22 protein-coding genes are annotated in these 26,693 nt (G+C 70.4%); 16 read left to right on the top strand and 6 right to left on the bottom strand.

Annotation, left to right across the window (positions count from 1 at the left end):
- The first annotated feature begins 81 nt into the window (after nt 1-81).
- Nucleotides 82-558, top strand: a complete 477-nt coding sequence (locus DN771_RS08825) for a hypothetical protein (protein WP_116996995.1) — start codon at nt 82-84, stop codon at nt 556-558.
- A gap of 130 nt (nt 559-688) precedes the next feature.
- Nucleotides 689-1,075, top strand: coding sequence for a nuclear transport factor 2 family protein (locus tag DN771_RS08830; protein ID WP_116996996.1), 387 nt, complete (start codon nt 689-691; stop codon nt 1,073-1,075).
- A gap of 16 nt (nt 1,076-1,091) precedes the next feature.
- Here the strand turns inward: DN771_RS08830 and DN771_RS08835 are convergent, their stop codons facing one another.
- Nucleotides 1,092-1,973 (bottom strand): PIG-L deacetylase family protein, encoded by an 882-nt coding sequence (locus DN771_RS08835; protein ID WP_205528490.1) that lies wholly within the window; start codon nt 1,971-1,973, stop codon nt 1,092-1,094.
- Between DN771_RS08835 and DN771_RS08840 the strand changes: the two genes are divergently transcribed.
- Entirely contained in the window at nt 1,972-3,159 is a 1,188-nt protein-coding gene (locus DN771_RS08840) for an acyl-CoA dehydrogenase family protein (RefSeq protein WP_205528491.1), read from the top strand. The two genes, DN771_RS08835 and DN771_RS08840, sit on opposite strands and share 2 nt — an antisense overlap.
- A 44-nt stretch (nt 3,160-3,203) precedes the next feature.
- Here DN771_RS08840 and DN771_RS08845 read toward each other — a convergent pair whose 3' ends face one another.
- Entirely contained in the window at nt 3,204-6,056 is a 2,853-nt protein-coding gene (locus DN771_RS08845; RefSeq protein WP_116996998.1) for an ATP-binding protein, read from the bottom strand.
- An 82-nt stretch (nt 6,057-6,138) separates the two neighbouring features.
- Between DN771_RS08845 and DN771_RS08850 the strand changes: the two genes are divergently transcribed.
- The 13 genes from DN771_RS08850 (at nt 6,139) to DN771_RS08910 (ending at nt 21,167) form a co-directional block, all read left to right on the top strand.
- Complete coding sequence (locus tag DN771_RS08850; RefSeq protein ID WP_116996999.1) at nt 6,139-7,059, top strand: DUF389 domain-containing protein; 921 nt, start codon at nt 6,139-6,141, stop codon at nt 7,057-7,059.
- Nucleotides 7,060-7,346: 287 nt separating this feature from the next.
- The gene (locus tag DN771_RS08855) at nt 7,347-8,363 is read left to right on the top strand and encodes an ABC transporter ATP-binding protein (protein WP_227462295.1); all 1,017 of its coding nucleotides are present in this window, start codon (nt 7,347-7,349) and stop codon (nt 8,361-8,363) included.
- Nucleotides 8,360-9,367 carry an ABC transporter ATP-binding protein gene (locus tag DN771_RS08860; protein WP_116997001.1) on the top strand — a complete coding sequence of 336 codons (1,008 nt, stop codon included), beginning with the start codon at nt 8,360-8,362 and terminating at the stop codon, nt 9,365-9,367. The genes DN771_RS08855 and DN771_RS08860 overlap by 4 nt, the downstream gene beginning before the upstream one ends.
- On the top strand, nt 9,364-10,974 hold the full coding sequence (locus DN771_RS08865; RefSeq protein WP_116997002.1) for an ABC transporter substrate-binding protein: 1,611 nt from the start codon (nt 9,364-9,366) through the stop codon (nt 10,972-10,974). The genes DN771_RS08860 and DN771_RS08865 overlap by 4 nt, the downstream gene beginning before the upstream one ends.
- Nucleotides 10,974-12,026: an ABC transporter permease gene (locus tag DN771_RS08870; RefSeq protein WP_116997003.1), complete on the top strand. Its 1,053-nt coding sequence runs from the start codon at nt 10,974-10,976 to the stop codon at nt 12,024-12,026. The genes DN771_RS08865 and DN771_RS08870 overlap by 1 nt, the downstream gene beginning before the upstream one ends.
- Nucleotide 12,027: 1 nt before the next feature.
- Complete coding sequence (locus tag DN771_RS08875; RefSeq protein WP_116997004.1) at nt 12,028-12,894, top strand: ABC transporter permease; 867 nt, start codon at nt 12,028-12,030, stop codon at nt 12,892-12,894.
- Entirely contained in the window at nt 12,891-15,302 is a 2,412-nt protein-coding gene (locus tag DN771_RS08880) for a CaiB/BaiF CoA-transferase family protein (protein ID WP_116997005.1), read from the top strand. The genes DN771_RS08875 and DN771_RS08880 overlap by 4 nt, the downstream gene beginning before the upstream one ends.
- On the top strand, nt 15,299-16,540 hold the full coding sequence (locus tag DN771_RS08885; RefSeq protein ID WP_116997006.1) for an acyl-CoA dehydrogenase family protein: 1,242 nt from the start codon (nt 15,299-15,301) through the stop codon (nt 16,538-16,540). Before DN771_RS08880 ends, DN771_RS08885 begins: the two co-directional genes overlap by 4 nt.
- A complete protein-coding gene (locus DN771_RS08890) occupies nt 16,537-17,646 on the top strand; it encodes an acyl-CoA dehydrogenase family protein (protein ID WP_116997007.1) in 1,110 nt (369 codons plus the stop codon). The genes DN771_RS08885 and DN771_RS08890 overlap by 4 nt, the downstream gene beginning before the upstream one ends.
- A 43-nt stretch (nt 17,647-17,689) precedes the next feature.
- Nucleotides 17,690-18,550: an enoyl-CoA hydratase-related protein gene (locus tag DN771_RS08895; protein WP_116997008.1), complete on the top strand. Its 861-nt coding sequence runs from the start codon at nt 17,690-17,692 to the stop codon at nt 18,548-18,550.
- A gap of 79 nt (nt 18,551-18,629) precedes the next feature.
- Nucleotides 18,630-19,712: a TetR/AcrR family transcriptional regulator gene (locus tag DN771_RS08900; protein ID WP_162941727.1), complete on the top strand. Its 1,083-nt coding sequence runs from the start codon at nt 18,630-18,632 to the stop codon at nt 19,710-19,712.
- Nucleotides 19,713-19,940: 228 nt separating this feature from the next.
- On the top strand, nt 19,941-20,696 hold the full coding sequence (locus DN771_RS08905) for an SDR family NAD(P)-dependent oxidoreductase (protein ID WP_116997010.1): 756 nt from the start codon (nt 19,941-19,943) through the stop codon (nt 20,694-20,696).
- Nucleotides 20,697-20,699: 3 nt separating this feature from the next.
- A complete protein-coding gene (locus DN771_RS08910; protein WP_116997011.1) occupies nt 20,700-21,167 on the top strand; it encodes a nuclear transport factor 2 family protein in 468 nt (155 codons plus the stop codon).
- A 31-nt stretch (nt 21,168-21,198) separates the two neighbouring features.
- Here DN771_RS08910 and DN771_RS08915 read toward each other — a convergent pair whose 3' ends face one another.
- The 4 genes from DN771_RS08915 to DN771_RS08930 are packed head-to-tail and all read right to left on the bottom strand — an operon-like array spanning nt 21,199 to nt 26,610.
- Nucleotides 21,199-21,669 carry a nuclear transport factor 2 family protein gene (locus DN771_RS08915; RefSeq protein ID WP_116997012.1) on the bottom strand — a complete coding sequence of 157 codons (471 nt, stop codon included), beginning with the start codon at nt 21,667-21,669 and terminating at the stop codon, nt 21,199-21,201.
- Between the two features lie 31 nt (nt 21,670-21,700).
- Nucleotides 21,701-22,441: an ABC transporter ATP-binding protein gene (locus DN771_RS08920; protein WP_116997045.1), complete on the bottom strand. Its 741-nt coding sequence runs from the start codon at nt 22,439-22,441 to the stop codon at nt 21,701-21,703.
- A 31-nt stretch (nt 22,442-22,472) separates the two neighbouring features.
- Nucleotides 22,473-25,301, bottom strand: coding sequence for a branched-chain amino acid ABC transporter permease/ATP-binding protein (locus DN771_RS08925; protein ID WP_116997013.1), 2,829 nt, complete (start codon nt 25,299-25,301; stop codon nt 22,473-22,475).
- Between the two features lie 58 nt (nt 25,302-25,359).
- A complete protein-coding gene (locus tag DN771_RS08930) occupies nt 25,360-26,610 on the bottom strand; it encodes an ABC transporter substrate-binding protein (RefSeq protein WP_116997014.1) in 1,251 nt (416 codons plus the stop codon).
- Between the last annotated feature and the right edge of the window lie 83 nt (nt 26,611-26,693).

The following is a 26,693-nucleotide window of genomic DNA, read 5'->3' on the forward strand; positions in this document are numbered from 1 at the left end:
ACCCGGCCTACACTCGCGTCACCGACCTCCCCCTCCGTTCGACGTCGCGCCCTGCCGCGACCTCAACCAGGGAGGTCTCCCGTGTCCCATCGTCACCACCGCCCGGTTCGCCGCGATCGCCGCAGCCCAGGCGACGAGCTGCCCACGATCTGCAGCATCGCCGACGCGGCGATGTTCGCCTTCGATCTTCCCGAGGCCGTCGGGGCATCCGACGAGGTGATCGTCATCGTCGACGACGCCGGCCGGATCCAGCGCATCGTCATCGATCCCCTCGTGCCAGGGGCGGGCCGGTTGATGGTCCCCCGGCGCCGCGCCCGGCCGCGAGGCAGCGAGTCCGTGCTCCACGTCGTCATCCGCCCGCTCGTGCTCGAGCAGGAGCCGTGCTCCGACGACGTCATCGCCTTCGGCCGGCTCAAGGCGGCCCACGAGCACGCCGGGCGACGGATGCTCGACCTCATGCTCACCGACGGCGAACGCGTGCAGAGCCTTTCACTCGCCCTCGATCCCGACTCGCCGTGGCTCCACGACGACGGCACTGACGGCGCGTGCGAGGCGTAGGCGACGCTCGCTCATTCGGTCCGCACACTGGTCCGCAGCGGACCGTGGCGCGGACAAAAGGGCCGGTCGGTGATGGTGGTGGCGGGACGGGCCTACGATCGCGGCGGGTTCGTTCGCCGGGAGGTCTGACGTGGAGCGCGACGATCTGCAGCAGTTGCTCATCGAGCACACCGAGGCGTGGAACGCCCACGACCTCGACCGCCTGATGAGGCTCTTCACCGACGACTGCGTGTTCGACGCATCCGGCGGACCCGATGTGCACGGCGAGCGGTTCGAGGGCCGCGACGCCGTGCGCTCGGCGTTCGCAAGCGTGCTCGCCTCGATGCCCGACGCGCACTGGGGTGGCGGTCGCCACTCCGTGCTCGCCGACGACTACGGCGTGTCGGAGTGGCGGCTCACCGGCACGCGGGACGACGGCTCGAGGCTCGACGTCCTCGGGTGCGACTTCCTCACGGTCCGCGACGGCCGGATCGCGAGGAAGAACTCGTTCCGCAAGCAACGACCACCCTCACGGTGACAGCGACCGGTGCGGCTCACGACGCCGAGAACCACATCGTCGCCAGTTCGGCGAACGAAGCCGGCCGCGGTGCGTCGACGAACGCCTCCTCGGAGACGAAGTCCCGGTAGACGTCGAGGCCGATGGCATCGACGACGCCGGCCGTCTGCGTGGCCATCGCCCTGAGCGCGGCCATCTTCCGATCGAGCGCCGCGCCGTCGAGCCGCAGGTGCACGTCGAGGTCGGTCTCGGCGACGGCCTCGGGCCGTTCGTCGGTCATGTACATGCCCCACGACTCGAGGCGGTCGCGATAGCGATCGAGGAATGCGGCCGGCGTCGCCGTGTACATCAGCCGGGCGGCGCACGCCCGCCGCTGCCATGCCGTCGTCACCAGATGGTGGACGGCGATGTGGTCGGGATGGAACGTCACACCGTCGGGACCGAACGTGAGGATCGTGTCCGGGTCGACCATGTCGATCAGCGAGCCGATCCGCCGCATCGCCATCTCGTCGTGCCGGCTCAGGCCGCCGTCGGGGAAGCCGAGCACCTGATGCTCGGCCACGCCGAGGGCACCCATCGCGGCGGCGGCTTCCCAGCGCCGGACCTCGCCGAGCCGGCCCGGCGGCCAGTGGACGGGATCGTCGGTGCCGAGCTCCCCGGCGGTGAGCGAGACGCACACGACGCGCTGGCCGGCTTGACGGGCGGCCGCCATCACGCCGCCGGCGAGATAGGTCTCGTCGTCGGGGTGGGCCCAGACGGCGAGGATGGTGCCCAGTTCACGTGGGTGGGTGAGATACGTCATGCCGGCGATGGTCGTCGGCCCCGCTCCCATGTCGCTCTCACCGGCTCTCATCAGCTCGCCCCGCGTGAGAGCCGATGAAAGTGCGATGAGAGCGGTGGGGTCGATCGTGGCCGCCATGACCATGACCACCACATCCAACCGTCCTCGCATCGAGCTGTCCGAGGAGATGCTCGAGCGCTTCCGTTCCCGGGCGGCCGATCTCGATGCCGCCAACCAGTACTTCCACGAGGACCTCGCCGAGCTCCGCGAGGTCGGCTACCTCGCTGCGGTCGTGCCCGCCGAGCTGGGCGGCGGCGGGCTGACCCTCGCCGAGATGGCGGCCAGCCAGCGTCGCCTCGCCCGCTACGCCCCGGCCACGGCCCTGGCGATGACCATGCACACCTACTGGATCGGCATCGCCGCCCAACTGGAGCAGTGGGGGGATTCCTCGCTGCGTTGGATGTTCGAGTCGGCGCTTGCGGGCGACGTGTTCGCCGCCGGGCACGCCGAGACGGGCAACGACGTGCCGGTGCTGATGTCGACCTGCCGCGCCGAGCGCGTCGAGGGCGGCTACCGGCTGACCGGACGCAAGCAGTTCGGGTCGAACGGCCCTGCGTGGCGGTGGCTCGGCGCCCACGCCATCGACCCCGACGCGCCGGGCGGACCGCAGATCGTCCACGCCTTCGTCGAGCGCACGAGCCCGGGCGTCTCCGTCGTGGAGACGTGGGACACGCTCGGCATGCGTCCCACGCAGAGCCACGACACCATCCTCGACGGCGTGTTCGTGGCCGACGATCGCATCGGCTGCGTGGCGCCGGCCGGAGTCGGCGAGGACCCGTTCCTCATCGCCATGACGATGTGGCCGCTGTCGCTGATCGGCGCCGTCTACCTCGGGATCGCCGATCGCGCGCTCGAGTTGGCGGCCGACGGGGCCCGGCGCAAGCAGTCCGTGGCGATCGAGCGGGGGGCGTACGCCTACAACCCGTTCGTGCAACACCAGGTGGCCGAGATGTACCTCGAGCTCGATGCGGCGAGCGCCACGCTGCAGCAGTTCGTCGACGACTGGGTGGCGGGCGTCGATCACGGCGAAGCGTGGGCGCTGAAGGTGTTCTCGATGAAGTGGCGGGCGGTCGAGGCCGCCAAGCGCGTCGTCGACATCGCCCTCGACGTCAGCGGTGGCGGCGGTATGTTCCGCGGCAGCGAGCTGGAGCGCCTGTACCGGGACGTCCGCTGTGGCGGCTTCCATCCGGGCAACGATGCCTACGCCCACGAGATGATCGGCCAGGGCATCCTCGGCGTCCTCCGCGAGCAGCCCCGCTGGTGAGTCGGTAACGGATGGTGCCAGGCACCATCCGTTACGGCGCCGAGCTACAGGCAGCGGAGCGCGAGCTCGGCGGCGCCGTGGCCGTCGAGCTCGCCGCCTTCGCGTCGGGCGGCCTCGTACTCCTCGTCGCCGAGTGTCGCCCGGAGACGGGCGCCCACTTCCTGCAGCGCCACTTCGTCGGCGCCGAAGATCTGGTGGCCGTCGGCAGTGGAGCGGACGGCTCCCTCGAGCAGCGCAGCCTCCCGCGGGTGTCCGAGCCGGTCGAGCAGACCGACGACCGATCGCAGCACGGTCCACTGCGTCGACCGCAGCCCTGAGCGCTGCCAGTGCGGGATGAGCCAGCGGTAGGCGGCCGCCGCGACACGGGCATCACCGTCACGCGCCTCCATCGAGGCGAGCGAGGCGCCGGCGAAGCCGCGGACGAACGAAGCGTTGGTCCGCTCGGCGATCTCCACCGCTCGGCGGAAGCGGGCCTTGGCCAGGTCGGCGTCGACCGGCATCGCCGCCTCGCCGGCACAGTGCCACAGATAGGCGGCGGGTGCCGTCTCGACGCCATCGATCTCGCCGAGCAGCGACTCGGAGACCCGTTCGGCACTCTGATCGCCGGCGTAGCCGAGGGCCAGCAGCAGCGCACCGCCGGCGATCAGGCGCTGCGCGTCGTCCTCGCCGGAGACCTCCATCGCCCGCTCGTACCAGCGGGCGGCTTCGTCGAGCCGGCCGGCGAAGAGGTCGAGGTTGCCGCGCATCGTGACGACCGGCTGGGTCAGTCCGGCCGGCTCGCGCTCGGCCAGTTCGATCGCCCGCCGGCTCCTTTCCGCCGAGCCGCGCATGTCACCCGCCATCCAGGCGTGGTAGGCGGCCGCCGTCCACACCTGGGAGGCGACCGGGCTGCGATCGTCGGGGTCGGCGGCGATCACGCGAGTCGCCCAGCCCATGACGTCGGGCCGGAGCCGGAGCAGGGCCCAGTTGACGAGGGCGGCGACGAGGCGCCCGGCGTGCACCGTCAGGTGATTGTCGAGCAGCCACCCGATGGCTGCGCGCAGTTCGGGAACGGCGTCGTCGACCTCGTCCATCACCGGTTGACCCGGTTCGTGCAGCCGCCGCTCGGCGTCCTCGGCCCAATTCACCATCCAGCGGGCGTGCCGCTCGGCGACGCGCTGTTGACGCTCGGACGCGACGAGTTGCTCGGCACCGAACGCCCGGAGGGTCTCGAGCAGGGCGAAGTTGCGAGATGGCGTGCGCAGCACCAGCGAGCGCTCGACGAGCTGCGCCAAGGCGTCGGTCGCCCGCGCCTGGTCGAGGTCAAACACGGCGGCCGCGTCGGCGACGGAGAACGGCCGAGCGAACACCGACAGCGCGGCGAAGACGTCTTGCAGCTCGGTATCGAGCTGCCCGTAGGACCACTCGACGACCGCGTTCAGCGACGAGTGGCGCGGCGAGGTGCGAGACCCGCCCGACAGCAGGGCCAGCGGGCGGTCGAGCCCGGCGGCCACCTCGTCCAGATCGAGAGCGTGCAGCCGCGCCGCGGCGAGTTCGATGGCGAGCGGCAGGCCGTCGAGGCGGCGGACGATCCGGGCAACCCGGGCCCGTTCGTCGTCGGAGCCGGAGAAGGCCGGCTGGACCGCACGAGCCCGCTCGACGAACAGGTCCACGGCCGCCTCGGCACCGCCGTCGAGGAGCGTCGGGACGACACGGACATGCTCGCCCGGCACCCGCAGCCGCTCGCGGCTCGTCATGACCAGGCGGACGTTGGGACAGGAGATGAGAAGCCGCTCGACCAGGGTCGCCGAGGGCTCGAGCACGTGCTCGCAGTTGTCGAGCAGCATCACGACCTCGGTCTCGTGGACCACGTCGACGACCCGATCGAGCGGCGAGACGCCGGGCCGGCCATCGATGCCCATCGCCGACGCCACGACGTCGTCGACCGTGTCCACGTTGGCCTGGGTGAGCTCGCACAGCACGACGGCTCGCTCGGGTCGAGCTGCGGCGAGGCGGTGCCCGAGAGCGATCAGCAGCCGGGTCTTGCCCACGCCGCCCGGACCGACGAGTGTGATCGCCCGCGTCGAGTCGGCCAGCTGTTGCAGATCGTCGAGCAGATCGTCCCGTCCTAGGAGGGCAGACACGGGCGTGGGCAGTCGGCGGGCTCGGGCCGCACCGCCGGTCGGTCGCCGCGGGGCCCCGAGCAGCTCGCGATGCAGCTCGGCGAGCAGCGGCGACGGCTCGATGCCCAGCTCGTCGCCGAGTAGCCGGCGGAAGTCGTCGTAGACGCGCAGCGCCTCGGCGCCCCGACCCGAGGCGGCGAGCGTGCGCATGAGCAACTCGCGTGGGCGTTCGCGCAGCGGTTCGTCGCTCGCCAGCGCCGTGAGGTCGCTGACCAGCCCGTCGAGCTCGCCGGCCGCGAGTCGGGCTGCGGCAAGTGCCTCTCGCGCGCGGGCGTGCAGCTCGGCGAATCGTGTCGCGGTCTCAACTCCGGCGTCGGTCTCCTCGAGCTCGGGGAACGACCGCCCCTGCCAACGACCCAGCGTCGCCGCCAGCTCGCTTCTCGCCGCGTGCGTGGCGAGTTGGTCGAGGGCGGCCTCGAGCCGATCGGCGTCGACCTCGACGCGGGTGGGGTCGACGAGGTAGCCGGCCCCGACCGATCGGATGACGCCGTCGGGCAGAGCGCGGCGGAGCCGGAAGAGGTGGTTCTGCAGGGCCGCCGCGGCATCTCGAGGCGGGGCCGAGGGCCACAGCGTGTCGATGGCGACGTCGGCGGGGACGACGTCGCCGCAGCGGAGGATCAACAGGGCGAGCAGCCGACGCTGGAGCGCGCCGGCAGGCGTGAGGTCGCGCCCCGACCCGTCGCGTACGGCGATGGGGCCGAGGACCGAGACGTGGAGCGTGCCGCCGTCGGCCATCGACGCCGATTCTCCACGAATCGGCGCTGGCGCGCACGCCCAATTACACCATCGTCGCCCGGCGGCGTGACAGGCTGCGCCCGTGCTGCACCTGCGCCTCGTCGTGCCGCGTGACTGCTGGGAGGAGGTCGTCGATCGGCTGGGGGAGCATCCCGGAGTCGTGCACCTCGCCACCGACGCCGGCACCTCCACCAAGCCCGACGGCCTCGTCGTGCTGTGCGACGTCGTCCGCGAAGCAGGCAACGACGTCATCGAGTGGCTCCAGGACCGTGACATTCACCGACGCGGGGCGATCACCGTCGTCGGCGTCGACACCGCGATCTCCGACGCTGCGGCGGCGGCCGAGGCCAAGTCCCCAGGGGAGGCCGCCGACGCCATGATCTGGGAGTCGGTGGAGAGCCGAGTGCGCAACGACTCGGCACTCAGCGTTTCGTACGTGGTGTTCATGGCGGCGGCCGCCGTCATCGCCGGCATCGGCATCATGCTCGACTCGGCCATCCTCGTGATCGGAGCGATGGTCGTCGGGCCCGACTACGGGCCGCTCGCCGGGATCTGCGTCGGGGTCGTACGTCGCCGCACGAAGTTGCTCGCCTCGTCTGCGGTCACCGCCGTCGCCGGTTTTGCCGCTGCCGTGGTGTGCACGCTGGCGGTGATGGGACTGCTGCGTCTGCTGGGCATCGGTCCCGACTCCTACGACCTCACCGAGCGCGAGCTCACGGGGTTCATCGCCCACCCCGACGCCCTCGCCCTCGTCGTGGCGCTGATCGCCGGCATCATCGGCATGCTGGCGATCACCGAGGCCCGGAGCGGCGCGCTGATCGGTGTGCTGGTCTCCGTCACCACCATCCCGGCCCTCGGCAACGCCGGCCTGGCCCTGGCGTACGGCGCCTGGTCGGAGGTCGGCGGCGCACTCGCACAGCTCGCCATCAACGTCGCCGGACTCACCCTCGCCGGCTCCGTCACGCTGGCCGCCCAGGCCCACCTCACGGGCAGCCGCTCCTGACGCCTCGCTCCGCGGAGAGCGCTCTCCTGTCGGCGTCGATGCGGTCCTCCGGGTTGGGTGACCTCTGCGTGCCCGCACGACGAGTCCGCGATCCCTTTCGGCCCGCGTGAGCCGAGTCGTCCGCGAGCTGGACGTCAGTTCACTTTCTCATCGATCGCTCTCCTGGACGCACGTCCAGACCAGGCCGTTGACTCTGGATACGGTATCTCCAGCACAATCGGTATTGACGATCCCGAGCCCGTCTGCAAGAGTAACGATGTTCTCAAGGTTCCTGGGGGTTGAACCACGTGCTGTCCACGTCATCGGAGCAGATCCGGAACAACGTTACGCAGACGAGCTCGCTGCTGGAGATTGATGACCTGTGCATCGGGATCGCGGGCACGCAGCTGCTCGCCGGTGTCTCGTTCTCCGTCGGTACTGGCGAGATCGTCGGCCTCGTCGGCGAGTCCGGCTCCGGCAAGACGTTGACCGGATTGAGCGTGCTCGGCCTCCTCCCGGACAAGGCCAGCACGGTCGGCTCCATCCGCCTGAACGGGATGGAGTTGCTCGGCGCGGACCCCCGACAACTCCGGCAGGTGCGAGGCAGCCGCGTCAGCATGATCTTCCAGGAGCCGCGGGCCTCGCTGCACCCGTCGCGACCGATCGGCAAGCAACTGGTCGACGTGCTGCGGGCCCATCGCGACATCTCGAAACCGGCGGCTCGACGGCGCGCCGAGGATCTCCTCGGTGCCGTCGGTCTCCCCAACCCGCGGCGGGCCCTGTCCTCGTACACCTTCGAACTGTCGGGAGGAATGTGCCAGCGCGTGATGATCGCCATGGCGCTGATCTGTGAACCGGAGCTCCTCATCGCCGACGAGCCGACGACGGCGCTCGACGTCACCATCCAGGCCCAGATCGTCGCCCTGCTCCGGCGCATGGCCGACGAGCTCGGCATCTCGGTGCTGTTGATCAGCCACAACCTCGGGCTTGTCAGTGAGGTGTGTTCCCGCATCGTCACGATGTACTGCGGACAGGTCGTCGACGACGACTCGGTCGACGGTCTGTTGCGGCGACCACACCATCCATATCCATGGGCGCTGCTCAAGGCATCGACCATCGACGTCGGTGGCCTGGACGAGCATGAGGGGATCGGTGGCTCTCCGGCCAACCCGGCCCGACCGCCGGCCGGGTGCCGATTCTCGCCCCGGTGCCCGCACGCCGAACCGGCCTGCGGCGACGACATCCCGATGACCGTCACCATCGACGGCTCACGCACGCGCTGCCGGCGCGACGGTGAGCTGGAGCTCGGGGGGGTGCTCTCGTGAACCCCGCACTCGTCGTCGACGGCCTTGTCGTGCGGTACGGCACCGGCCGCGACTCGGTCACCGCAGTCGACGGCGTCGACCTCCGCGTCGAGGCCGGCTCGACGCTCGGCATCATCGGCGAGTCGGGGTCGGGCAAATCGACGCTGGCGCTCGCCATCGCCGGACTGATCCCGACAGCTGCCGGCCGCGTCCTCATCGGCGGCGGCGAGCGGGCACCGGAGCCCGCCCCCTCTACCGCTGGCCGGGACGGTCGTGTGCAGATGATCTTCCAGGATCCGATGCTGGCGATGAACCCCCGGATGCCGATCTGGAAGATCGTCGCCGAACCACTCGCCGGGCGCCGCCGCCGGGTCACGGCAGATCTGCGCGAGCGGGCGTGCGCGCTGCTCGCCGACGTCGGGATCGGCGGCGAGTTCGCCGACCGACGTCCGGCACAGCTGTCGGGCGGTCAACGCCAGCGCGTCACCATCGCCCGAGCAGTTGCCGCTGGCACGCCGCTCATCATGTGCGACGAGCCGGTCGCTGCGCTCGACGTGTCGCTCCAGGCCGGTGTGCTCAGGCTCCTCGCCGATCTGCAGCGTGAGCACGGGCACACCTATGTGTTCATCTCGCACGACATGTCGTCGATCTCACGACTCGCCGACCGGGTCGGGGTGATGTACCTCGGCAGCCTGGTCGAGGTCGGCGACACCCGCACGGTGCTCGCCGAACCGCAGCACCCATACACGAAGTTGCTGATCGACTCGATCCCTCGGGTCGGGCGGACTCGCGCCGGCGAGCAACGCCTCCTCGCCGCCGGCGAGATCCCCGACGCCCGCAATCCACCATCGGGCTGCCGCTTCCGGACGCGCTGTGTCCACGCCCAGCAGCGCTGTGCGGAGGAGACACCCGAACTGCGCCCGGGCGGCGCCGCCGACCACTCGGTCGCCTGCCACTTCGCCGACGAACTCGCCGGCACACCCGTCCCCGTCCTCGTCACTGCAACGCACAAGGAGTCACCGTGAACCGATCGTCCGACCATCGACCCCGCTCCGCTCGACGGACCAGATCGGCGGCGCGCCTGTCGTGGCTCGTCGCCGCAGCCACGCTCGTCACCGCGCACGGAGCGGCCGCCGGCAACGCTCCGTCGACGACAGAACCCCCGGACTCGACGAGCGTCGACCTGGATCCGGACGCCACGCTGCGCATCGTCGCCGGGTCGACCCCGAACCAGTTCGACCCGTGCGGAACGCTCAACGGTTCGGAGCTGTCGTACATGGGAGCGATCTACGCACCACTGATCCGATCCAACCAGCAGACGGGTGAGCTGTCCCCCGGCATCGCCACCGACTGGGCGTGGTCGGACGACAAGCTCGAGCTGCGCCTCACACTTCGCGACGGACTGACGTTTCAGGATGACACGCCGGTGAACGCCGACACCGTCGTGGAGAGCCTCAACCAGTGCATCGAGCTGGGTAACCAGAACGTGCCGGGCCTGTCGGCCATCACCGCAGACGGCGACCAGGTCGTGTTCACGCTCGACGCGCCGACGAGCGGCCTGCCCGACCTGCTGGGGTCACGCCTCGGGATGATCGCCTCACCCCGTGCCCGTGAGGCCGCTGGATCGGCGTTCGGATCGCAGCCGGTCGGCGCCGGGCCGTACCGCTTCGTCAACTTCGTCCCCGGCAGCTCGATCGAACTCGCCCGTTGGGACGGCTACCAGGACGCCGGGCCACGGCCTGCCGCAGTGGCCAGCATCCAGGTGTCGATCATCACCGACCCGTCTGCCCAGGTGGCCGCCCTGACGGGCGGACAGGCCGACTTCGGCTACCGCCTCGACTCGACGGCAATCGCCTCGCTGCAATCGTCGTCGGACGTCGAGGTGTTCGTCACCGCCGGCGTCTCGGTCACCGACCTCAACATCGACCGGACACGCCCCCCGATGGACGACGTCCGGGTGCGCCAGGCCATCAGCTACGCGATCGACCGGGCCACGCTTGCCGACGTCGTCACCAACGGCCTGTCCGACGCCATCTCGGTCCAGCCGTACCCGCCGGGCCACCCGTTCCACTTCGACGACATGGACGAGCGCTACCCGTTCGACCCCGACAAGGCTCGTGAACTCCTCGCCGATGCCGGATACGCCGATGGGCTCGAGCTGCGCGGAGTGTCGCTCGACGGCGGCACGTTCGTCGACAACGGCGTGATCATCTCCGAGCAGCTTGCTGCCGTCGGCATCACGGTCACGTTCGAGGCCAAGGCGCTGCCCGACGCGACGAAGAGCTTCTACGACGACCACGAGTACGACATCTTCTCGACGGGGATGAACTCGGGGCCCGACTGGCTGACGATCTACCGCCGGCTGCTGGCCACGAGCTCGGCCGGCAACGCAGGGAACGTGCCGGTGGAGGGAGGCGATGAGGTGCTCGAGCAACTCAACGCCGCCTATGAACAAGCCGACATCGTCGAGGCGATCCGTGCGGCGAACGAGGTGTACCAGGAGCAGCTGCCGATCGTTCCGTTGTACTTCAGCCCGATCAACCTCGCCTGGAGCGACAACGTGGTCGGAGCCGAGGCGGCGTTCGCCCTCAACGGTGAGGCCGACTACAACTCGCTGGGCATCGCCGGCTGATGCTGGCCACGACGCCGACGGCTGGTGTGGCCGCGGAGCCTTCGGGTTCCGCGGCCGCCGCGCCCGAGACGGAGACGGCGGCGACGCGCCGACGGACCGGGGCGCCGTTGCTCCGCTTCATCGCCCGGCGCGTCCTGCTCTTCGTTCCGACGGCCGTCGGCGCCACCTTCCTGACGTTCCTGCTGGTGAAGATCATCCCCGGTGGTCCCGCCCACGCCCGGCTCGGCGAGGACGCGACTCCGGAGGCGATCGCCGTCGTCGAGAAGCAACTCGGACTCGACCGCCCGCTCGCCGTGCAGTACTTCTCGTGGCTCGGGCGGGTCATCCGCGGCGATCTCGGTGACTCGTTCCAGACAGGTCAGTCGGTGAACAAGCTGATCGGCCAGGGACTACCGATCACGGCCGAACTGGTGGTGCTCGCGCTCATCGGCACCCTCGTGTTCGCCCTGCCCGTCGGTGTGTTCGTCGCCCGGCGGCGCCACAGCCGGACGGCGACCGCCATCCGCAGCGCCTCGGGGTTCGGCCTGGCGGTGCCCGACTTCTTCCTCGCCCTGGTGCTGATCAATCTCTTCGCCGGTGGCCTGGCGTGGCTTCCTCGCCTCGGCGCGCCGCGGCTGACGGAGTCACCGCTCGAGAACCTTCGCCATCTCATCCTGCCGGTGATCCCCAAGGTGCTCGGTGCGTCGGCGATCGTGATCCGCCAGGTGGGCGCGGCGATGGGCGACGCGTTGGCCAGCGACCACACTCGTACCGCGCGGGCGATGGGGTTGCCCGAGCGGACGATCGTGTGGCGCTACGCGTTCCGCTCGGCGATGCCGACGGTGCTCAACGTGTTCGCCCTCCTCGCCCTCGGCCTGCTCGGTTCGACGCTGATCATCGAGAAGATCTTCGTGCTGCCCGGCATGGGCAGCGCCCTGGTCAACGGCATCGCCGTGCGCGACTACACGCTCATCCAGGGGATCGTCCTGATCTACGTGCTGATCGCGCTGGTCCTGAACCTGATCATCGACGTCGTCGTCGGCATCCTCGACCCAGCGACGAGGAGCCGCTGACATGACCGCGATCTCGATGCCTGTCGACACGATCGCCGAACCGCGTCCGGCGCGCCGACGGCGGCCCGTCGGCCTGACCGTGGCGATCGCCTTCCTCGCCGTCGCCCTGCTCGCGGCGATCTTCGCCCCCCTCGTCGCGCCGCACGACCCGATCGCCCAGAACCTCGGCCTGCGTAACGCCGGTCCCTCCTGGAGTCACATCTTGGGCACCGACCGATTCGGGCGAGACGTGGTGAGCCGCTTGATCTGGGGCGGTCGCAACGCGTTCGGCGGCGTGGCCATCGCCATTTCGGTCGCCGTGATCCTCGGCATCCCCTGGGGCACGATCGCCGGGTTCTGGCCTCGCCGCACCGGCACGATCCTGATGCGGGTCGCCGACGTGCTACTGGCGTTTCCGACGCTCGTGCTCGCCGTGGCGATCACCGGGTCGCTGGGCGTCGGTCTCGTCACCTCGATGATCTCGGTAGGCCTCGTGCTCTCGCCGAACACCGCGCAGCTCACGCGCACCGGAGTGCTCGCCCTGCGCAACCGCGAGTTCGTGCTGAGCGCCCGTCTGTCCGGTGTTCGCACCGGTACGGTGCTCGTGCGGCACGTGCTGCCGCTGGCACTCGGCCCGGTCGTCATCCAGATCACCATCTACACCGGGCTGGCGTTCGTGATCCAGGGCGCCCTCGCGTTCTTGGGTCTCGGCCCGCAGCGCCCGACCCCTAGCTGGGGTAGCGATCTCGCCGACGCCTATGGAGAGATCCTCGTCAACCCGTGGCAGATCCTTCCCGCCGGCGTGCTCCTCGGCCTCATCGTGCTGTCGGTGTACCGCTGCGGCGACGCTCTGCGGGATCGGATGAGCGCCCCCAAGGAGCCGTCATGACCGTCACCCCGCTGTGCGACCTCGTCGTGGTCGACCTCAGCGACAGCGTCGCCGGCCAGTACTGCGGGCGGTTGCTCGCCCTGAACGGGTCGGAGGTGGCGCTCGTCGAGCCCCCGGGTGGATGCTCGATGCGCGTTCGGGGCCAGATCGACGAGCGGCGCGGAGTCGGCCACTCGTTCCTGTTCGAACACCTCAACCAGAACAAGGCGTCGATCGTGGTGGACGAGTCACAGACGGTGGGCCGATCGCGTCTCGCTGAGCTGATCGCCGCGGCCGACGTGGTGATCCACGACGGCCGAACCGACCTTCCGCCGCTGCGCCCGTCGGCAATCGAGTGTGTGGCGCGCGACTTCCCCGCCGGCCCCTACGAATCGTGGATCGGCACCGAGATGATCCACCAGGCGTTGAGCGGGGTGATGAACGCGACCGGCACCGCTGGCCGGGAACCCATCTACGGGGTCGGCGAACGGGCGGGGTACGCCGCCGGCACGACGGCATACATCTCGGTGCTCGCTGCCCTGGTCCTGCGACGCCGCGACGGCATCGGCGACCGGATCGACGTCACGCGCTACGAGGCGCTGGCGGCGATGGGCCAGAACCTCGTCAGCCAGCACAGCTTCAACGGCACCAGCGAGACGCGCGCGAGATACCCAGGCTTCCTCGCCATGCTTCGCTGCGCCGACGCGTGGATGGTGTTGTTCGCGATCCGGAACTGGGAGCCGCTGTGCCGGGTGCTCGGCCGTGACGACCTGGCCACCGACGAGCGGTTCGCGACTCAGGCCGACCGGCTGGCGCGCTGGGACGAGATCGTCGCCGAGCTCGGTCGTTCGGCGGCGGCGTGGAGGGCCGACGATCTCGTCGCCGCCCTCCAGGCATCGAGGATCAGCGCCGAGACGGTGACCTCGCTCGCTGCGCTTGTCGGCAGCGATCAGTGGCGGAACCGGTCGGTGCTCGTCGATGTGGACGTTGCGGGCGACCGACCGAGACAGCAGGCCGTGGCCCGGCCGTTCCAGATCACGGGCGTCGCCACCGGCGCTCGCCGCGCCGCGCCCCGGCTCGGCGAGCACGGCGACGACGTCCTGATCACCGGCTCGGCAACCGATCGCAGTGACATGCCCGCTGGGGCGGGCGAGACCGTGGCCGCAGGTTCGCTGCCGTTGGAGGGCGTGACCGTGCTCGAGTTCACGACGGCGTGGGCGGGGCCGTTTGCCGGCCGGTGTCTCGCGGCGCTGGGCGCCGAGGTCATCAAGGTCGAGGCTCCGAGTCATCTGGACTCGTGGCGCGGCCCCCTGCAGGGCGGGGCGCCGCACTTCTATCCGGAGTTCGAGACGGGATCGCCGTCCTACGACCGGTCATTGCTGTTCTGCTCGCAGAACATCGACAAGGGCTCGCTGGCCCTGGATCTGAAGCGACCCGGTGGCGCCGACGTGCTCGGCGATCTCGCCGCACAGGCCGACATCGTCCTGGCGAACTTCACACCCGGGGTCCTCGACCGGCTGGGCGCCGGATTCGACCGGCTCAACGCGATCAACCCGAGGTTGTCGGTGGTGGAGATGCCGGCGTTCGGCCCAGGGGGTCCGCTCTCGGCTCATCAGGGGATGGGCAAGACGATGGAGCCGGCGGCAGGCATCACGGCGTTGATGGGGTACGACGCCGAGACTCCGGTGCTCACCGGACCGGCGTTCATGGACCCGACCGGCGGACTGCACGGAGTGGCCGCTGTCCTGACGGCGCTGGCCTACCGGCACCGCACCGGACGCGGCTGCCGGATCGAAGTGGCCCAAGTGGAGGCCGCCGCAAACTGGATCGGCGAGTTCGTCCTCGAACAGTTGGCGACCGGATCCACCTTCGAGCCGATGGGCAACCACGCACGGGGTTGGCTCGTGCACGACGCCTTCCCGTGTCTTGGGAACGACCAGTGGGTGGCGATCGCCGTCGGCGCCGAGCACGCCGAGGCGCTCGCCGGCCTGCTCGACCAATCCGCCCCCGCCTTCACCGATCCCGAAGCGATCCGCGCCGCCCTCGCGGCGTGGACGGCGACCCGGGACAAATCCACCGCCGCCATCGAACTGCAGGCGCAAGGAATCCCCGCAGCGCCGGTGCTGAGCGGCGGCGACGTCGCCAACGACGAAGCGATGCACATCGCCGGGATGATCGTGACACTCGACCATCCTCGGGTGGGGCGCCGCTCGTACAGCGACGTGCATTTCCGTGGACGTCGCTGGCGGGCCCACCACCGGCGGGCGGCGCCGACGTTCGGCGAACACAACCGCGACATCCTCGTCGGCCGTCTCGGCATCTCCCCTGAGCGGTTCGACGAGCTGCGCGCCCTCGGCACGGTCGCCGACGTCCCGGTCGGCGCGCCGCCCCCGACCCCCAACCCCCAACTCGTAGAGGATCGACGATGACATCGGCTGCCGCGGGCACCTCGCCCATCGAGTACACGGCCCAGGCCGACGCCTTCCGCCACGAGATCCGCGACTGGCTCGACGAGAACGCCCCCGAGGACCTGCGAGGGATTCTCGTGCCGCGGGATCCCTCGCCAGAGCTGACGCGGCGTCTCGCTGACTGGGCGGCACGGATGGCCGACGCCGGGTACATGTGCGTCGCCTGGCCCACCGAGTATGGCGGCCGCGGATTGAGCGGCATCGAGGTCGCCGTGATGAACGAGGAGTTCGGCCGCGCCGGGGTCCCCAGGCTCACCAGGGGCATGGGCGAGAGCCTTGTCGGCCCGGCAGTCATCAACCATGCCACCGACGAGCAGAAGCGCCGGATCCTCCCACCGATCATCAGCGGCGACCACGTGTTCTGCCAGGGTTTCTCCGAGCCCGACGCCGGCTCCGATCTCGCCAGCCTCCGCACAACCGGCGTGGTCGACGGCGACGAGCTGGTGATCAACGGCCAGAAGGTCTGGACATCGGGCTACTACCAGTCCAACTGGATCTTCGTGCTCTGCCGCACGGACCCCGCCGCTCCGAAGCACCGCGGCATCTCGTACGTCCTCGTGCCGATCGAGCGCGATGGCCAGCCGAACGGCATCCGCTTCAGCCCGATCACCCGGATCACCGGTGTGGCCTCGTTCGCCGAGACCTTCTTCGACGACTGTCGTGCGTCGCTCGACGACGTCATCGGCGGGCTGCACGACGGCTGGCGCGTCGCGATGACCACGCTGGGCAGCGAGCGCGGCGGATCGGCAACCACCCAACACGTCGCGTTCGCCCGTGAGTGGGACCACCTCGTGGAGCTCGCCCGCAAGCGGGGACGCACCGACGACCCGGTCGTACGGAATCAGCTGGCGTGGGCGTTCGCCAACATCGAGGTGATCCGGTACACAGGCCTCGAGCTGCTCGCCGCCCTCGCCGCGGGTCGGCCGGCTGCGAACCTGGGCAACGGATCGAGTGCCAAGATCCGCTGGTCGGAGTATCAGCGGCGCATGGCCGAGTTCGCTCTCGACATCGTCGGGCCGGAGGCCTTCTACGTCGAGGACGACTATCGGCTCGACGAGTGGCAAGAGACGTTCCTGGTCACCCGCAGCCACACCATCTGGGGAGGCACGGCCGAGATCCAGCGGAACATCCTCGCCGAGCGGGTGCTCGGCATGCCCCGCGATCCAGCGCCGGCCGACCTGAAGGAGCCCCAGCCGTGAGCCTCGCGCCGACGACAGAACACGACGAGCTCCGCAGCAGCCTCCGGCGGTTCGTCGACGACCACCTCGGCCTCGCCCACAGCCGGGCCGCGACCGACGGGGCGGCGTTCGATCGCACCACGTGGAGGCGCCTGGCCGACGACCTCGGGGTGATCGGCCTCGCCGTCCCCGACCGCTTCGGCGGCTCCGGAGCCGGCTGGCAGGAGCTGGCGATCGTGTTCGACGAGACCGGCCGCACGGTCGTGCCCGAGCCGTTGTTCGCCACGCTCGGGCTCGCTCTCCCGGTTCTGCTGGCGAGCGACGACGAGTCCGTCGGAACCTACCTGCAGGGCATCGCCAGCGGTACGACCATCGCCGCCCTTGCCTGGACCGAGCCCGGACGCGGCTGGGATCCGCGCCCTGTCGTGACCACCGGTCGCGGCGACGGGGACGGGTGGCGCATCGACGGCGAGAAGCACCTGGTGCTCGGCGGCGACGTGGCCGACCTGCTCCTCGTCACCGTGAGCACCGATGACGGACCGAGCGTCGTGGCGGTCGATGCCGACGCTCCGGGCGTCGGGCGCCGCCCCAGGCGCACACTCGACGGCACCCGTCGCGCTGCGGACATCACGTTCACCGATGCCCAGGCGACTCCCATCGGCACGACGGGGACCGGCGACACGATCATCGCGGAGGCGTTCGATGTCGCGGCCGTGCTGCTCGCCAATGAGATGGTGGGCGGTGCACAGGCGTGTCTCGACATGAGCGTCGCCTACGGCCATCAACGTCGCCAGTTCGGACGCCCCATCGGGTCGTTCCAGGCCGTCAAGCACAGATGTGCCGAGGCGTTCGTGGCGATCGAGGGCGCCCGAGCAGCCGCCCGTTACGGCGCATGGGCGGCCGATCACAATCCAGCGGAACTCCCCGTCGTCTCGACCGTCGCCAAGTTCGCCGCCGGTGAGGCGTACTTCAGAGCCGCCGCCGACGCGATCCAGATCCACGGCGGCATCGGCTTCACCTGGGAGCACGACGCTCACCTCTACTTCAAGCGCGCCAAGACCTCCCTGATGTATTTCGGAGAGAGCGAGCACCAGCTCGCCCACCTCGCCGACCTGCTCGCCATCTGACCCCACGTCGACCCCACGGTCGACCGACACGAAAGGCACAGCCATGCCCTCCACCGCAACCGTCCTCCCGGCGTACGAGGCGATCGACGCCATCGTCGATGGCCCGATCGGAATCGTCACACTCAACCGTCCCGACCGGCTCAACGCGTGGGACTGGCTGATGTCGGCCGAGATGAACGACGCCTTCAACCGCATGGATCGCGACGACGACGTCCGAGCCATCGTCCTCACGGGCGCCGGCCGGGCGTTCTGCGCCGGCGCTGGGCTCCTCCCGGCCGGCCAGACCTTCGACGGATCGCTGAGGAGGGAGGCGATCGACGAGCGGTACCCGGACTCCCGCCGCGGCGCGGCGGAGATCCGCACACCTGTCATCGCCGCGATCAACGGTGCGGCGGTGGGCGCCGGCATCACGATGGCGATGCGAGCAGACATCCGGGTGGCAGCAGACGACGCCAAGCTCGGCTTCGTCTTCAATCGCCGTGGCGTCATCCCTGACGCTGACCTCCTGTGGAGCCTGCCGCGGCAGATCGGGTACGCCCCGGCGATGGACCTGTTGCTCACGGGGCGGATCTTCTCCGGCGCCGAGGCGTTCCGACTCGGGCTCGTCTCGCGATCGGTGCCGGCCGGGGACGTGCTCGACACGGCCTTGGAGATCGCCCGTGACATCGCCGAGAACGTCGCACCGGTTTCGGCGGCGATCACCAAGTTGGTGGGCCGCAGGTTCCTCGAGGAGACCGATCGCGCGGCCTGCCAGGAACTGGAATCGAAGCTGTTCCGCTGGGCCGGCCAGCACGCCGACGCACCCGAGGGTGTGAACTCGTTCAAGGAGCGTCGAGCGCCGCGGTGGAGCCTGTCGAAGAACGACGACTTCCCCACCGAGCTCTTCGACGACCGTCGGCCGTAGCGCTTGTTCGCCGGTCGCTACCGTGAGCGACGTGAAGGGCGGTGAGGCGCTGGAGCCGGGTTGGAAACGCGGTGTTCGCATGCCCGCCGAGGCTCGGCGGGAGCAGCTGCTCGACGCTGCGGCCAAGGTGATCCTGGAGGACGGCTTCGACGCGCTCACCATCGAGTCAGCAGCGAACGCCGCCGGGGTCAGCCGGACGCTTGCCTACAGCTACTTCGGTGGAATCGACGGGCTGCTCAACGAGCTGTTCGCCCGTGAGTTCTCGGCGGTCTACGACCGCATCGGCCCGGCCCTGTCGGAAGGCGGAACGTTCGAGGACCGCATCCGCCGGAAGGTGTCGGCGTACTTCGGGTTCATCGAGGAGCGGCGAGACATCCTCATTCAGCTGCGCGCCAACATCCACAGTGCCCAGCACCGCGAAGAGCGCCGCCAGCGTTGGTCAGTGTGGGAGTCGTATGTCGCCGACATCATCCGGCAGGAGTTCGTCGTGGCCGATGACATCGCCCGCCCGCTTGCCCGCATCCTGATGAGCATCGACAACAGCTGCGTCAACATCTGGTACCAGTCAGGCCTGCCGCGCAAGCTGATGGAGGACGTGTGCTGTCGCTTTCAGCTCGCCGGCCTCGCCGACTTCCTGGTGCGCCGCCGAAACGAGGAAGCGATCGACGTCGTGGCGGACGGAGCACGCTCGGCGCTCAGCCCGCAGGCAGCGGAGATTCTCGACCACGCCCGTCGCCTCGTTCGATCGGCGGGGCCAGACGGCCTGACGATGCGCGAGCTCGCAGCCCAATGCGGCCTCAGGCCCGCGGCACTGTACGTGCACTTCGCCGACAAGGCGGCCATTGCCGACCACCTCTACGATGAGATCGTCGACGACTACCGGCAAACTCTCGCGACTGCGCTGTCGTCCACGCGGGACGCGCAGCCCCAGGCGCTTGCCCGAGCCCTCGCCGAGTTCACCGTTCGTGTCCGCCCGGCCTATCTCTTCGCGGTGCGTCACGGGAGCCTGAGCGACTGGGCCCTGCGCGACGAGATGCCGGAGCCGTCGTTGCTCGACATCGTCTGCGACGGTCTGGTGCTGCGAGAACTGAAGCAACCGGCATCCCAGCCGGTCGCCGAGTCCTGGGTCCCTGTCATCACCGCCGCCCTGACCTGCTCCTGACGGCTCCGCAGGCGCACAGCCTGGCTCGCCGTCGCCGACGCTGCGTGACATCGCCGCGCTCAGGGTCCGCCGACTCGAGCTCTACGTCCGGTCACTGCCCGCCGGGAGGCTTCGGACCGCTCGGCCCCCGGACGAGTTGTAGGTGACCACAACGCTGCGCGACGCCGCGGTTGAGGTGTCGCCTCGAATGCCGGATGCTCGACGCAGCCGAGACATCGAGGGGGAACCATGCGTCTGGACGGCAAGGTCGGCATCGTCAGCGGAGCCAATCAGGGCATCGGTCGAGCGACGGCGCTCCGGTGGGCCGAGGAGGGCGCCACCGTGGTGTGCGCCGACATCAAGGAGGAGTGCCGCACCCACGAGGAGATCGAGGAGAAGGGCGGCACCGCCATCACCGTCGTGATGGACGTGCGGGTCGCCGACGACTGGAGGCGCCTCGTCGAGACGACGGTCGAGCGGTTCGGCACGGTCGATCTCCTCGCCAACGTGGCCGGCGTGGTGAACATGCTGTCGCCGGACACCGTGGTAGGCCTGACCGAGGAGGCGTGGGACAACGTCGTCGGCACCGATCTCAAGGGCGTGTGGCTCGGCATGCGGGCGGTCATCCCGACGATGCAGGCGAACGGGGGCGGGCGCATCGTCAACATCTCGTCGCTCGCCGCCCTGCGTGGCCTGCCCAACCTGGCGTCGTACTCGGCGGCCAAGGGCGGCGTGATCGCCCTCACCCAGCAGGCGGCGTTCGAGTACGGACCCGACAACATCCTGATCAACGCCATCGCTCCGGGCACGATCGACACGCCGATCCTCGCTGACATCACCGACGAGATGCGCGCCGCCAACGCCCGCGCCCACATCATCAACCGTCTCGGCAAGCCCGAGGAGATCGCCGCCATGGCGACGTTCTTCTGCACCGCCGATGCCGACTTCCTCACCGGCCTGACCTATCCGGTCGACGGCGGCTGGTCCGTGAAGGGAAACTACTGACCGATGGGCGCCCATCTCGACGACGCCGACCGCCGGGCCATCACCAGTCTCGTCCACTCCTACTGCACGCTCATCGACGACGGAGATTTCGACGGCTTCGCCGGCTTGTTCGCCAACGGTGTGTGGGCCGTGGAGGGCGATCCCTCCGGCGGCGACCGGGGCCGCGACGCCGTCCTCCAGCGGCTCGAGCAGAACGTGATCCGCTACGACGGCGGGCGGCCCAACACGCGCCACCTCACGACGAACCTCGAGCTCGACGGCGACAGCGACGCGGGGACGGCCACCGGAACCTGCTATGTGACCGTGCTGCAGGGCGTGTCGCCGGACTTTCCCCTGCAGCCGATCTTCGCCGGCTTCTACACCGACCGCTTCGAGCGTCGCGACGGGGCGTGGGGGTTCGTCGAGCGCCGCATCCGTCCCGACCTGGTCGGCGACTTGTCCCGTCACCGCGCCGACAGCATCACCGAGTAGTCACCTGAAGGTTGGGGCCCGGCACCAACCGTCAGGTGCGCGCGGCGAGGCGAGCGGCGGCTTCGGCGAACACGCCGGCGTTGCCGTCGCGCCACATCGGTGTCAACGTTCGCCGCACGATGCGCCAGCCGTCGGAGACGCGCCGCAGCTGATCGGTGTAGGTGCCGGCGACGAGGTAGGTGTTGGCGCCGTTGTCGCTCACGAAGACGTGCTGGGCCTGGAAGTAGCAGGTGGCGGTCGCCTCGTCGCCGTCGACGTCGGCCATCGTGTTGCCGATGAGGTGCTGGCTGGCGTCGAGTCCTTCGAGCACGCTGCGGCAGAAGTCGGCGACCGTCGCCGCGCCCACCAGGTCGCCGCCGAGCGTGCCGTAGTCGACGACGGCGTCGTCGACGAAGCAACCGGCCAGCCCCGACCAGTCCCGGTGGTCGAGGCACCAGGCGTAGCGGTGGTGGAGGCGCATGATGTCGAGCTGGTCCTGGAGTGCTGTCGATTCGACGGTCATCGTCGTCGTCCTCTCGTCGGTGGATGCTGCGTCATGGGGCGATGCCTCCTGCGGTCACGCCGAGGTAGGCCTCGCGGATCGCCGGGGAGGCGGCGATCTCGTCGGCGGTGCCGCTGAGAGCGACCCGGCCGCGGTCGAGAACGTAGGCGCGGTCGGCGTGGCGCAACGTCATCGACACGTTCTGCTCGACCACGACGAACGTCGTGCCGCTGGTGGCGCGCAGCGTGGCCACGGTGTGGAACAGGTTCTCCACCACGAGCGGGGCGAGCCCGAGGGACGGTTCGTCGAGGAGCACGACCCGCGGCTCGGCCATGAGGCAGCGCCCGATGGCGAGCATCTGCTGCTCGCCGCCGCTCATCGAGTCGGCGCGTTGACGCCGCCGCTCGGCCAGACGGGGGAACAGCGTGAGCACGTGGTCGAGCCGGGCGGCGACGTCCTGGCGCCGGCGCCGCGCCGTGTGCGCGCCGAGGAGCAGGTTGTCCAGCACGGACATCGGACCGAACAGCTGCCGGCCCTCGGGCACCAGCCCCACGCCGAGGCGGGCGGTGGTCTCGGTCCGCTCGGCGGTGATGTCACGGCCCTCGAGCGTGATCGTTCCGGCCGACGGTCGCAGGAGCCCGGCGATCGACTTGAGCAGCGTCGACTTGCCCACACCATTGGCTCCGAGCAGGGCCACGAACTCGCCCTCGTCCACCTTCAGCGAGATGTCGCGCAGCACCGGCACCTGGCCGTAGCCGGCATCGAGCCCGGCCACCTGCAGGACGACGGTCATCGACGGTCCCTCCATCCGACGCGAGTGAGCGTCATGCCGGGACCGCGCCGAGATAGGCGTCGAGCACCCGCTGGTCGGCGGCGACATCGGCGGGTGTGCCGTCGGCGAGCTTGCGTCCCTGGTCGAGCACCACCACCCGGTCGGCGACCTTCATCACCAGGCGCATGTCGTGCTCCACCAGCAGCACGGCGATGCCGGCGGCCGCGACGGTGCGGATGATCGTGCCGAGCTCGGCCGTCTCGGTGTGGTCGAGGCCGGCGGCCGGCTCGTCGAGCAGCACGGCGTGCGGTTCGAGAGCGAGGGCCCGAGCGACGTCGACGAGCCGTTGGTGCCCGGCCGGCAGCGCATCCACGGCGACGTGGGCCGCGTGGTCGAGTCCGACCATCGCCAGGCAATCCATCGCCGATCGCCTCGACTCCTCGTCGGTCCGCCGGCCGGCCGGGAGCGCCAGCGAGGCGGTCACGACGCCACGCGGGCTGAGTGAATCCCGTGCGAGCATCACGCTCTCCACGGCGGTGAGGCCGCCGAACGTCTTGGGCGTCTGGAACGTGCGCCCGAGGCCGAGGCGGGCGATCTCGTCGACCGTCCGTCCGTGCGCGGTCCGCCCGGCGATCGACACGTCGCCACGCGTCGGCGCGAGCACCCCCGAGATGACGTTGATCATCGTCGACTTGCCGGCGCCGTTGGGGCCGACGAGCGCCGTGACGGTCCCCGGTAGCAGCTCGATGTCGACGTCGTCGACCGCCATCAGGGCACCGAACCGGCGGCTGACGCCGCGCACCGTCACGACCGGCTCGTCGAGCGGCACGATCGTTCCCGGCGACCGCTGCGCGCCGGCGGCGGGCACGGCCTCGACGGCCGCGGCGACGACGGGGGCCACGCCGACGGGCGACTCGGCGTCGCCGCTGCCCCCGGTGAGCAGGTCGCCCGCGCGCTGGACGCTGCGGCGCACCGCCACCACGAGGCCGTCGCGGAAGAGCAGCACGAACAGCACGAGCAGCAGGCCCGACAGGATCAGCTCGACCTCCTGTTGCCGGTCGCCGCCGATGCCGCTCTCGGCGACCACGTACAAGAGTGCACTCACCGCCGCCGCGCCCACCGCGCCGCCGTAGACCGAGAGCAGTCCGCCGACGATCGTGTACGTCACCAGGTCGATCGTCAGCCCGACGTCCCACGTGGACGGGGCGGCGAACCGGACGAACATCGCCCACAGCGCGCCGGCCAGGCCCCCCATCGCACCGCTGACGACGAACACGGTGAGCTTGAGCCGGAAGGCGCGGATCCCGAGGCTGCGCGCCCCCTCCTCGTCGGCGCCGAGGGCCCGCAGGTTGCGCCCGATCTGCGAGTGCCACAGGTTGCGGGCCAGCCACAGGCACACGGCGAGGGCGACCAGGGCGACGTAGTAGAAGCGGAACGAGGTCCGCAGCTCGACGCCGAACAGCTCGAACGGAGGAACGCCGGTCACGCCGAGCGTCTTGCCGGTGAAGTTCCACTGCAGCACGAACACCAGCAGGATCAGATGCACGCCGAGGGTGGCGATGGCGAGGTTGAAGCCGGTGAGTCGCAGCGTGAGGGCGCCGACGACGAGCGCCCCGGCGGATGTCACCACCACGGCGGCGGCGATGGCCAGGACGAGGTTCCAGCCGTGGGTCGCCGTGAGGATCGCCGCCGAGTACCCGCCGATGAGCATGAACGCCGCCTGCCCGAGGCTGATCTGGTTGGCCAGGCCGATGACGAGCACGAGGCCGGTCGCGGCGATGGCACTGAGCACGGCGAACACGGCCGTGTCCCGACCGCGTGAGCTCTGCACGAGCACCGGGACGAGGGCGGCGGCGGCGATGAGGACGACCGGTACCGCCGCGCCGGCAAGCGACCGCCGCGCCGGCGCGGCAACGGAGGAGGCGGCGGTGCTGCCGCCGGTGCCCGACAGGGCGGGTCGCGCGCCGACATCGATGGAGTGGCGGTATGCCGGCGCCCAGCGTCGGCGCAGGCGGTTGAGCAGCCCGTCGTGGCCGAGGGCGTCCTCGCCGAGGAGGTAGACGACGAGCACGCCGTAGACGTAGGCCGAGCGGTACTGGGACGAGATCAGGCCCGAGGCCATCGACTCGACGATGCCGAGGCCGAGCCCGGCGACCACCGTGCGGCCGGGGCTGTTGAAGCGGCCGATCGCCGCGGCGATGAACGCCACGAGCCCGATCGACAGGCCGCTGTTCCAGCGCACCAGCGTGATGGGCACGGTGACGGCGCCCACCAGGCCGGCGAGCACGCCGCTGAGCACGAACGCCCGGGTGGCGATGGGCCCTGGCCTCACCCCCAGCAGCCGCAGGGCCGTGCGGTTGATCGCACACGCCCGCATCGCCCGGCCCGAGGCGGTCGAGCGGAACAGCACCGTGACGAGCACGAGGCTGGCCGCGGTGGTCGCCCACACGATCCACGACTGATGGGTGAGCCGGGCGCCGAGGATGCCGAACGTCCCGTTGACGAACGCCGGGGCGCGCAGCGGATCTTCCTTCCAGATCAGCAGGGCGAGGCCACGCAGCACGACGGACACGCCCAACGTCCCGACCACGATGGTGAGCGGGCTCACCTTGTCGCGGACGGGAGCGACCGTCACCCGCTCCTGCACCAAGGCCACGGCGCCGACGGTCACGGCGGCGAGGGGGACGAGCAGGCCGAGGCTCCAGCCCCGGCCGGTCCCGGCGGCGACGATCATCGCGCCGATCATCACGTACTCGCCCTGGGCGAAGTTGTAGACCTGCGTGACGTTGGCGATCACCACGAAGCCGAGCGCGACGAGCGCGTAGATGCACCCGATCGTCAGTCCCGAGAAGAAGAACTGGGACAGGTCGGTGAGGTTCATCTACTCGCTCGCCGCATCGCTGAGGAGAGGGTGGGTCAGGCGTCGGCCCCGCCGCTGGTCACGGAGCGGAGCCGGCCGGATCGGCGTCGGGAGCCAGGGCGAGCGATGGTGCACCGTCGGTGATCTCGACGATCACGTCGATGTAGCCCTCGGTCCAGGTGCCGGTCAGGCGGTGCGACTCGGGCGACGTCTCGATCGCCCCGTGGGTCGTCAGCAGGCTGCCGTCGAACATCTCCATCTGGGCGGCGATGTTGTCCCTCGTCAGGTCCTCGCCCGCTTCCACCAGCGCTTCGATCGCCGCTGCGTACGTGTAGACGGCGTCCCGCCCGTAGATGCTGAACCCGGCCCACGACCCGGTGTCGGCGATGAACCGCTCGCGGTACTGCTCGCAGAGCTCCAGCAACGGGTCGGTCTCCTGCAACAGCTCGGGCACGTTGCACTTGTGGATGGCGAACGTGACGCCCTCGCAGTCGGCACCGCACGCGTCGAGCAGGGCCGGCACGGCCAGCCACTGCTCGCTGACGATCGGCTCCTCGATGCCCAGCTGGCGGGCGGCGGCGAAGACGCTCGGGTTGAGGCCCTCGAGGTAGTACACGTCGGGCTCGGCGTTGCGCATGTTCGTCAGCTGCGGGATCAGCGCGTCGACCGGCGCGTCGGCGGCGGCCTCTTCGATCGCCACGATCTCGCAACCGAGCTCCTCGCACCGCGTCGTGGTCGCCTCGGCGATCTGCGACGAGAAGTCGGTGCCGTAGTGGATGACGGCGATGCGCGTCGCGCCGAGCTGGTTGACGGCGTACGAGATCGCCGACGTCGCGTACTCGCGACCCGCCGAGTTGGAGAACACGTACTTGGTGACGGGGATGTCGATGGCGTCGTTGCCGCTGGCGGTGATCACCGGCAGCCCGAGCGTCTCGGACTGGGCACGGATGGCGAGGGCACCACTGGCGCCGAGGAAGGCGCCGAGCACGGCGCTGTCGTCGGCGGCCTCTTTGTACGCCGTGGCCGCGCCCTCAGGCGTGCCACCGGTCTCGATGACACGCACCTCGACCGGGCGTCCGGCGATGCCGCCGGCCTCGTTGATCTCGTCCTGGGCGACGAGCATGCCGTTGACGAAGTCGGGGCCGCCCTCGGCGACCTCGCCCTGGAGGCCGGCGATGACGATCGGGTCACCCGACGGCGCGGCGCTGCTCGGGGCCGTTCGGGCCGCGACGACTCCGGGGACGGCGGCGGCGAGGGCCGCGGCGACGAGTGCGACGGCTGGAGCTCGCCGGCGGGCGGTTGGCCGCCCGCGGCGCGTGGACGTGAACATGTGAGTACCCCCTTGTGGTCGACACCGGTGGGTCCGGTGCTCGGTTCTGGTCGCGCCGCTCGGCGACGCGACGGGTCGGTGGG

Source organism: Desertimonas flava, from assembly GCF_003426815.1.
Classification (GTDB): domain Bacteria; phylum Actinomycetota; class Acidimicrobiia; order Acidimicrobiales; family Ilumatobacteraceae; genus Desertimonas; species Desertimonas flava.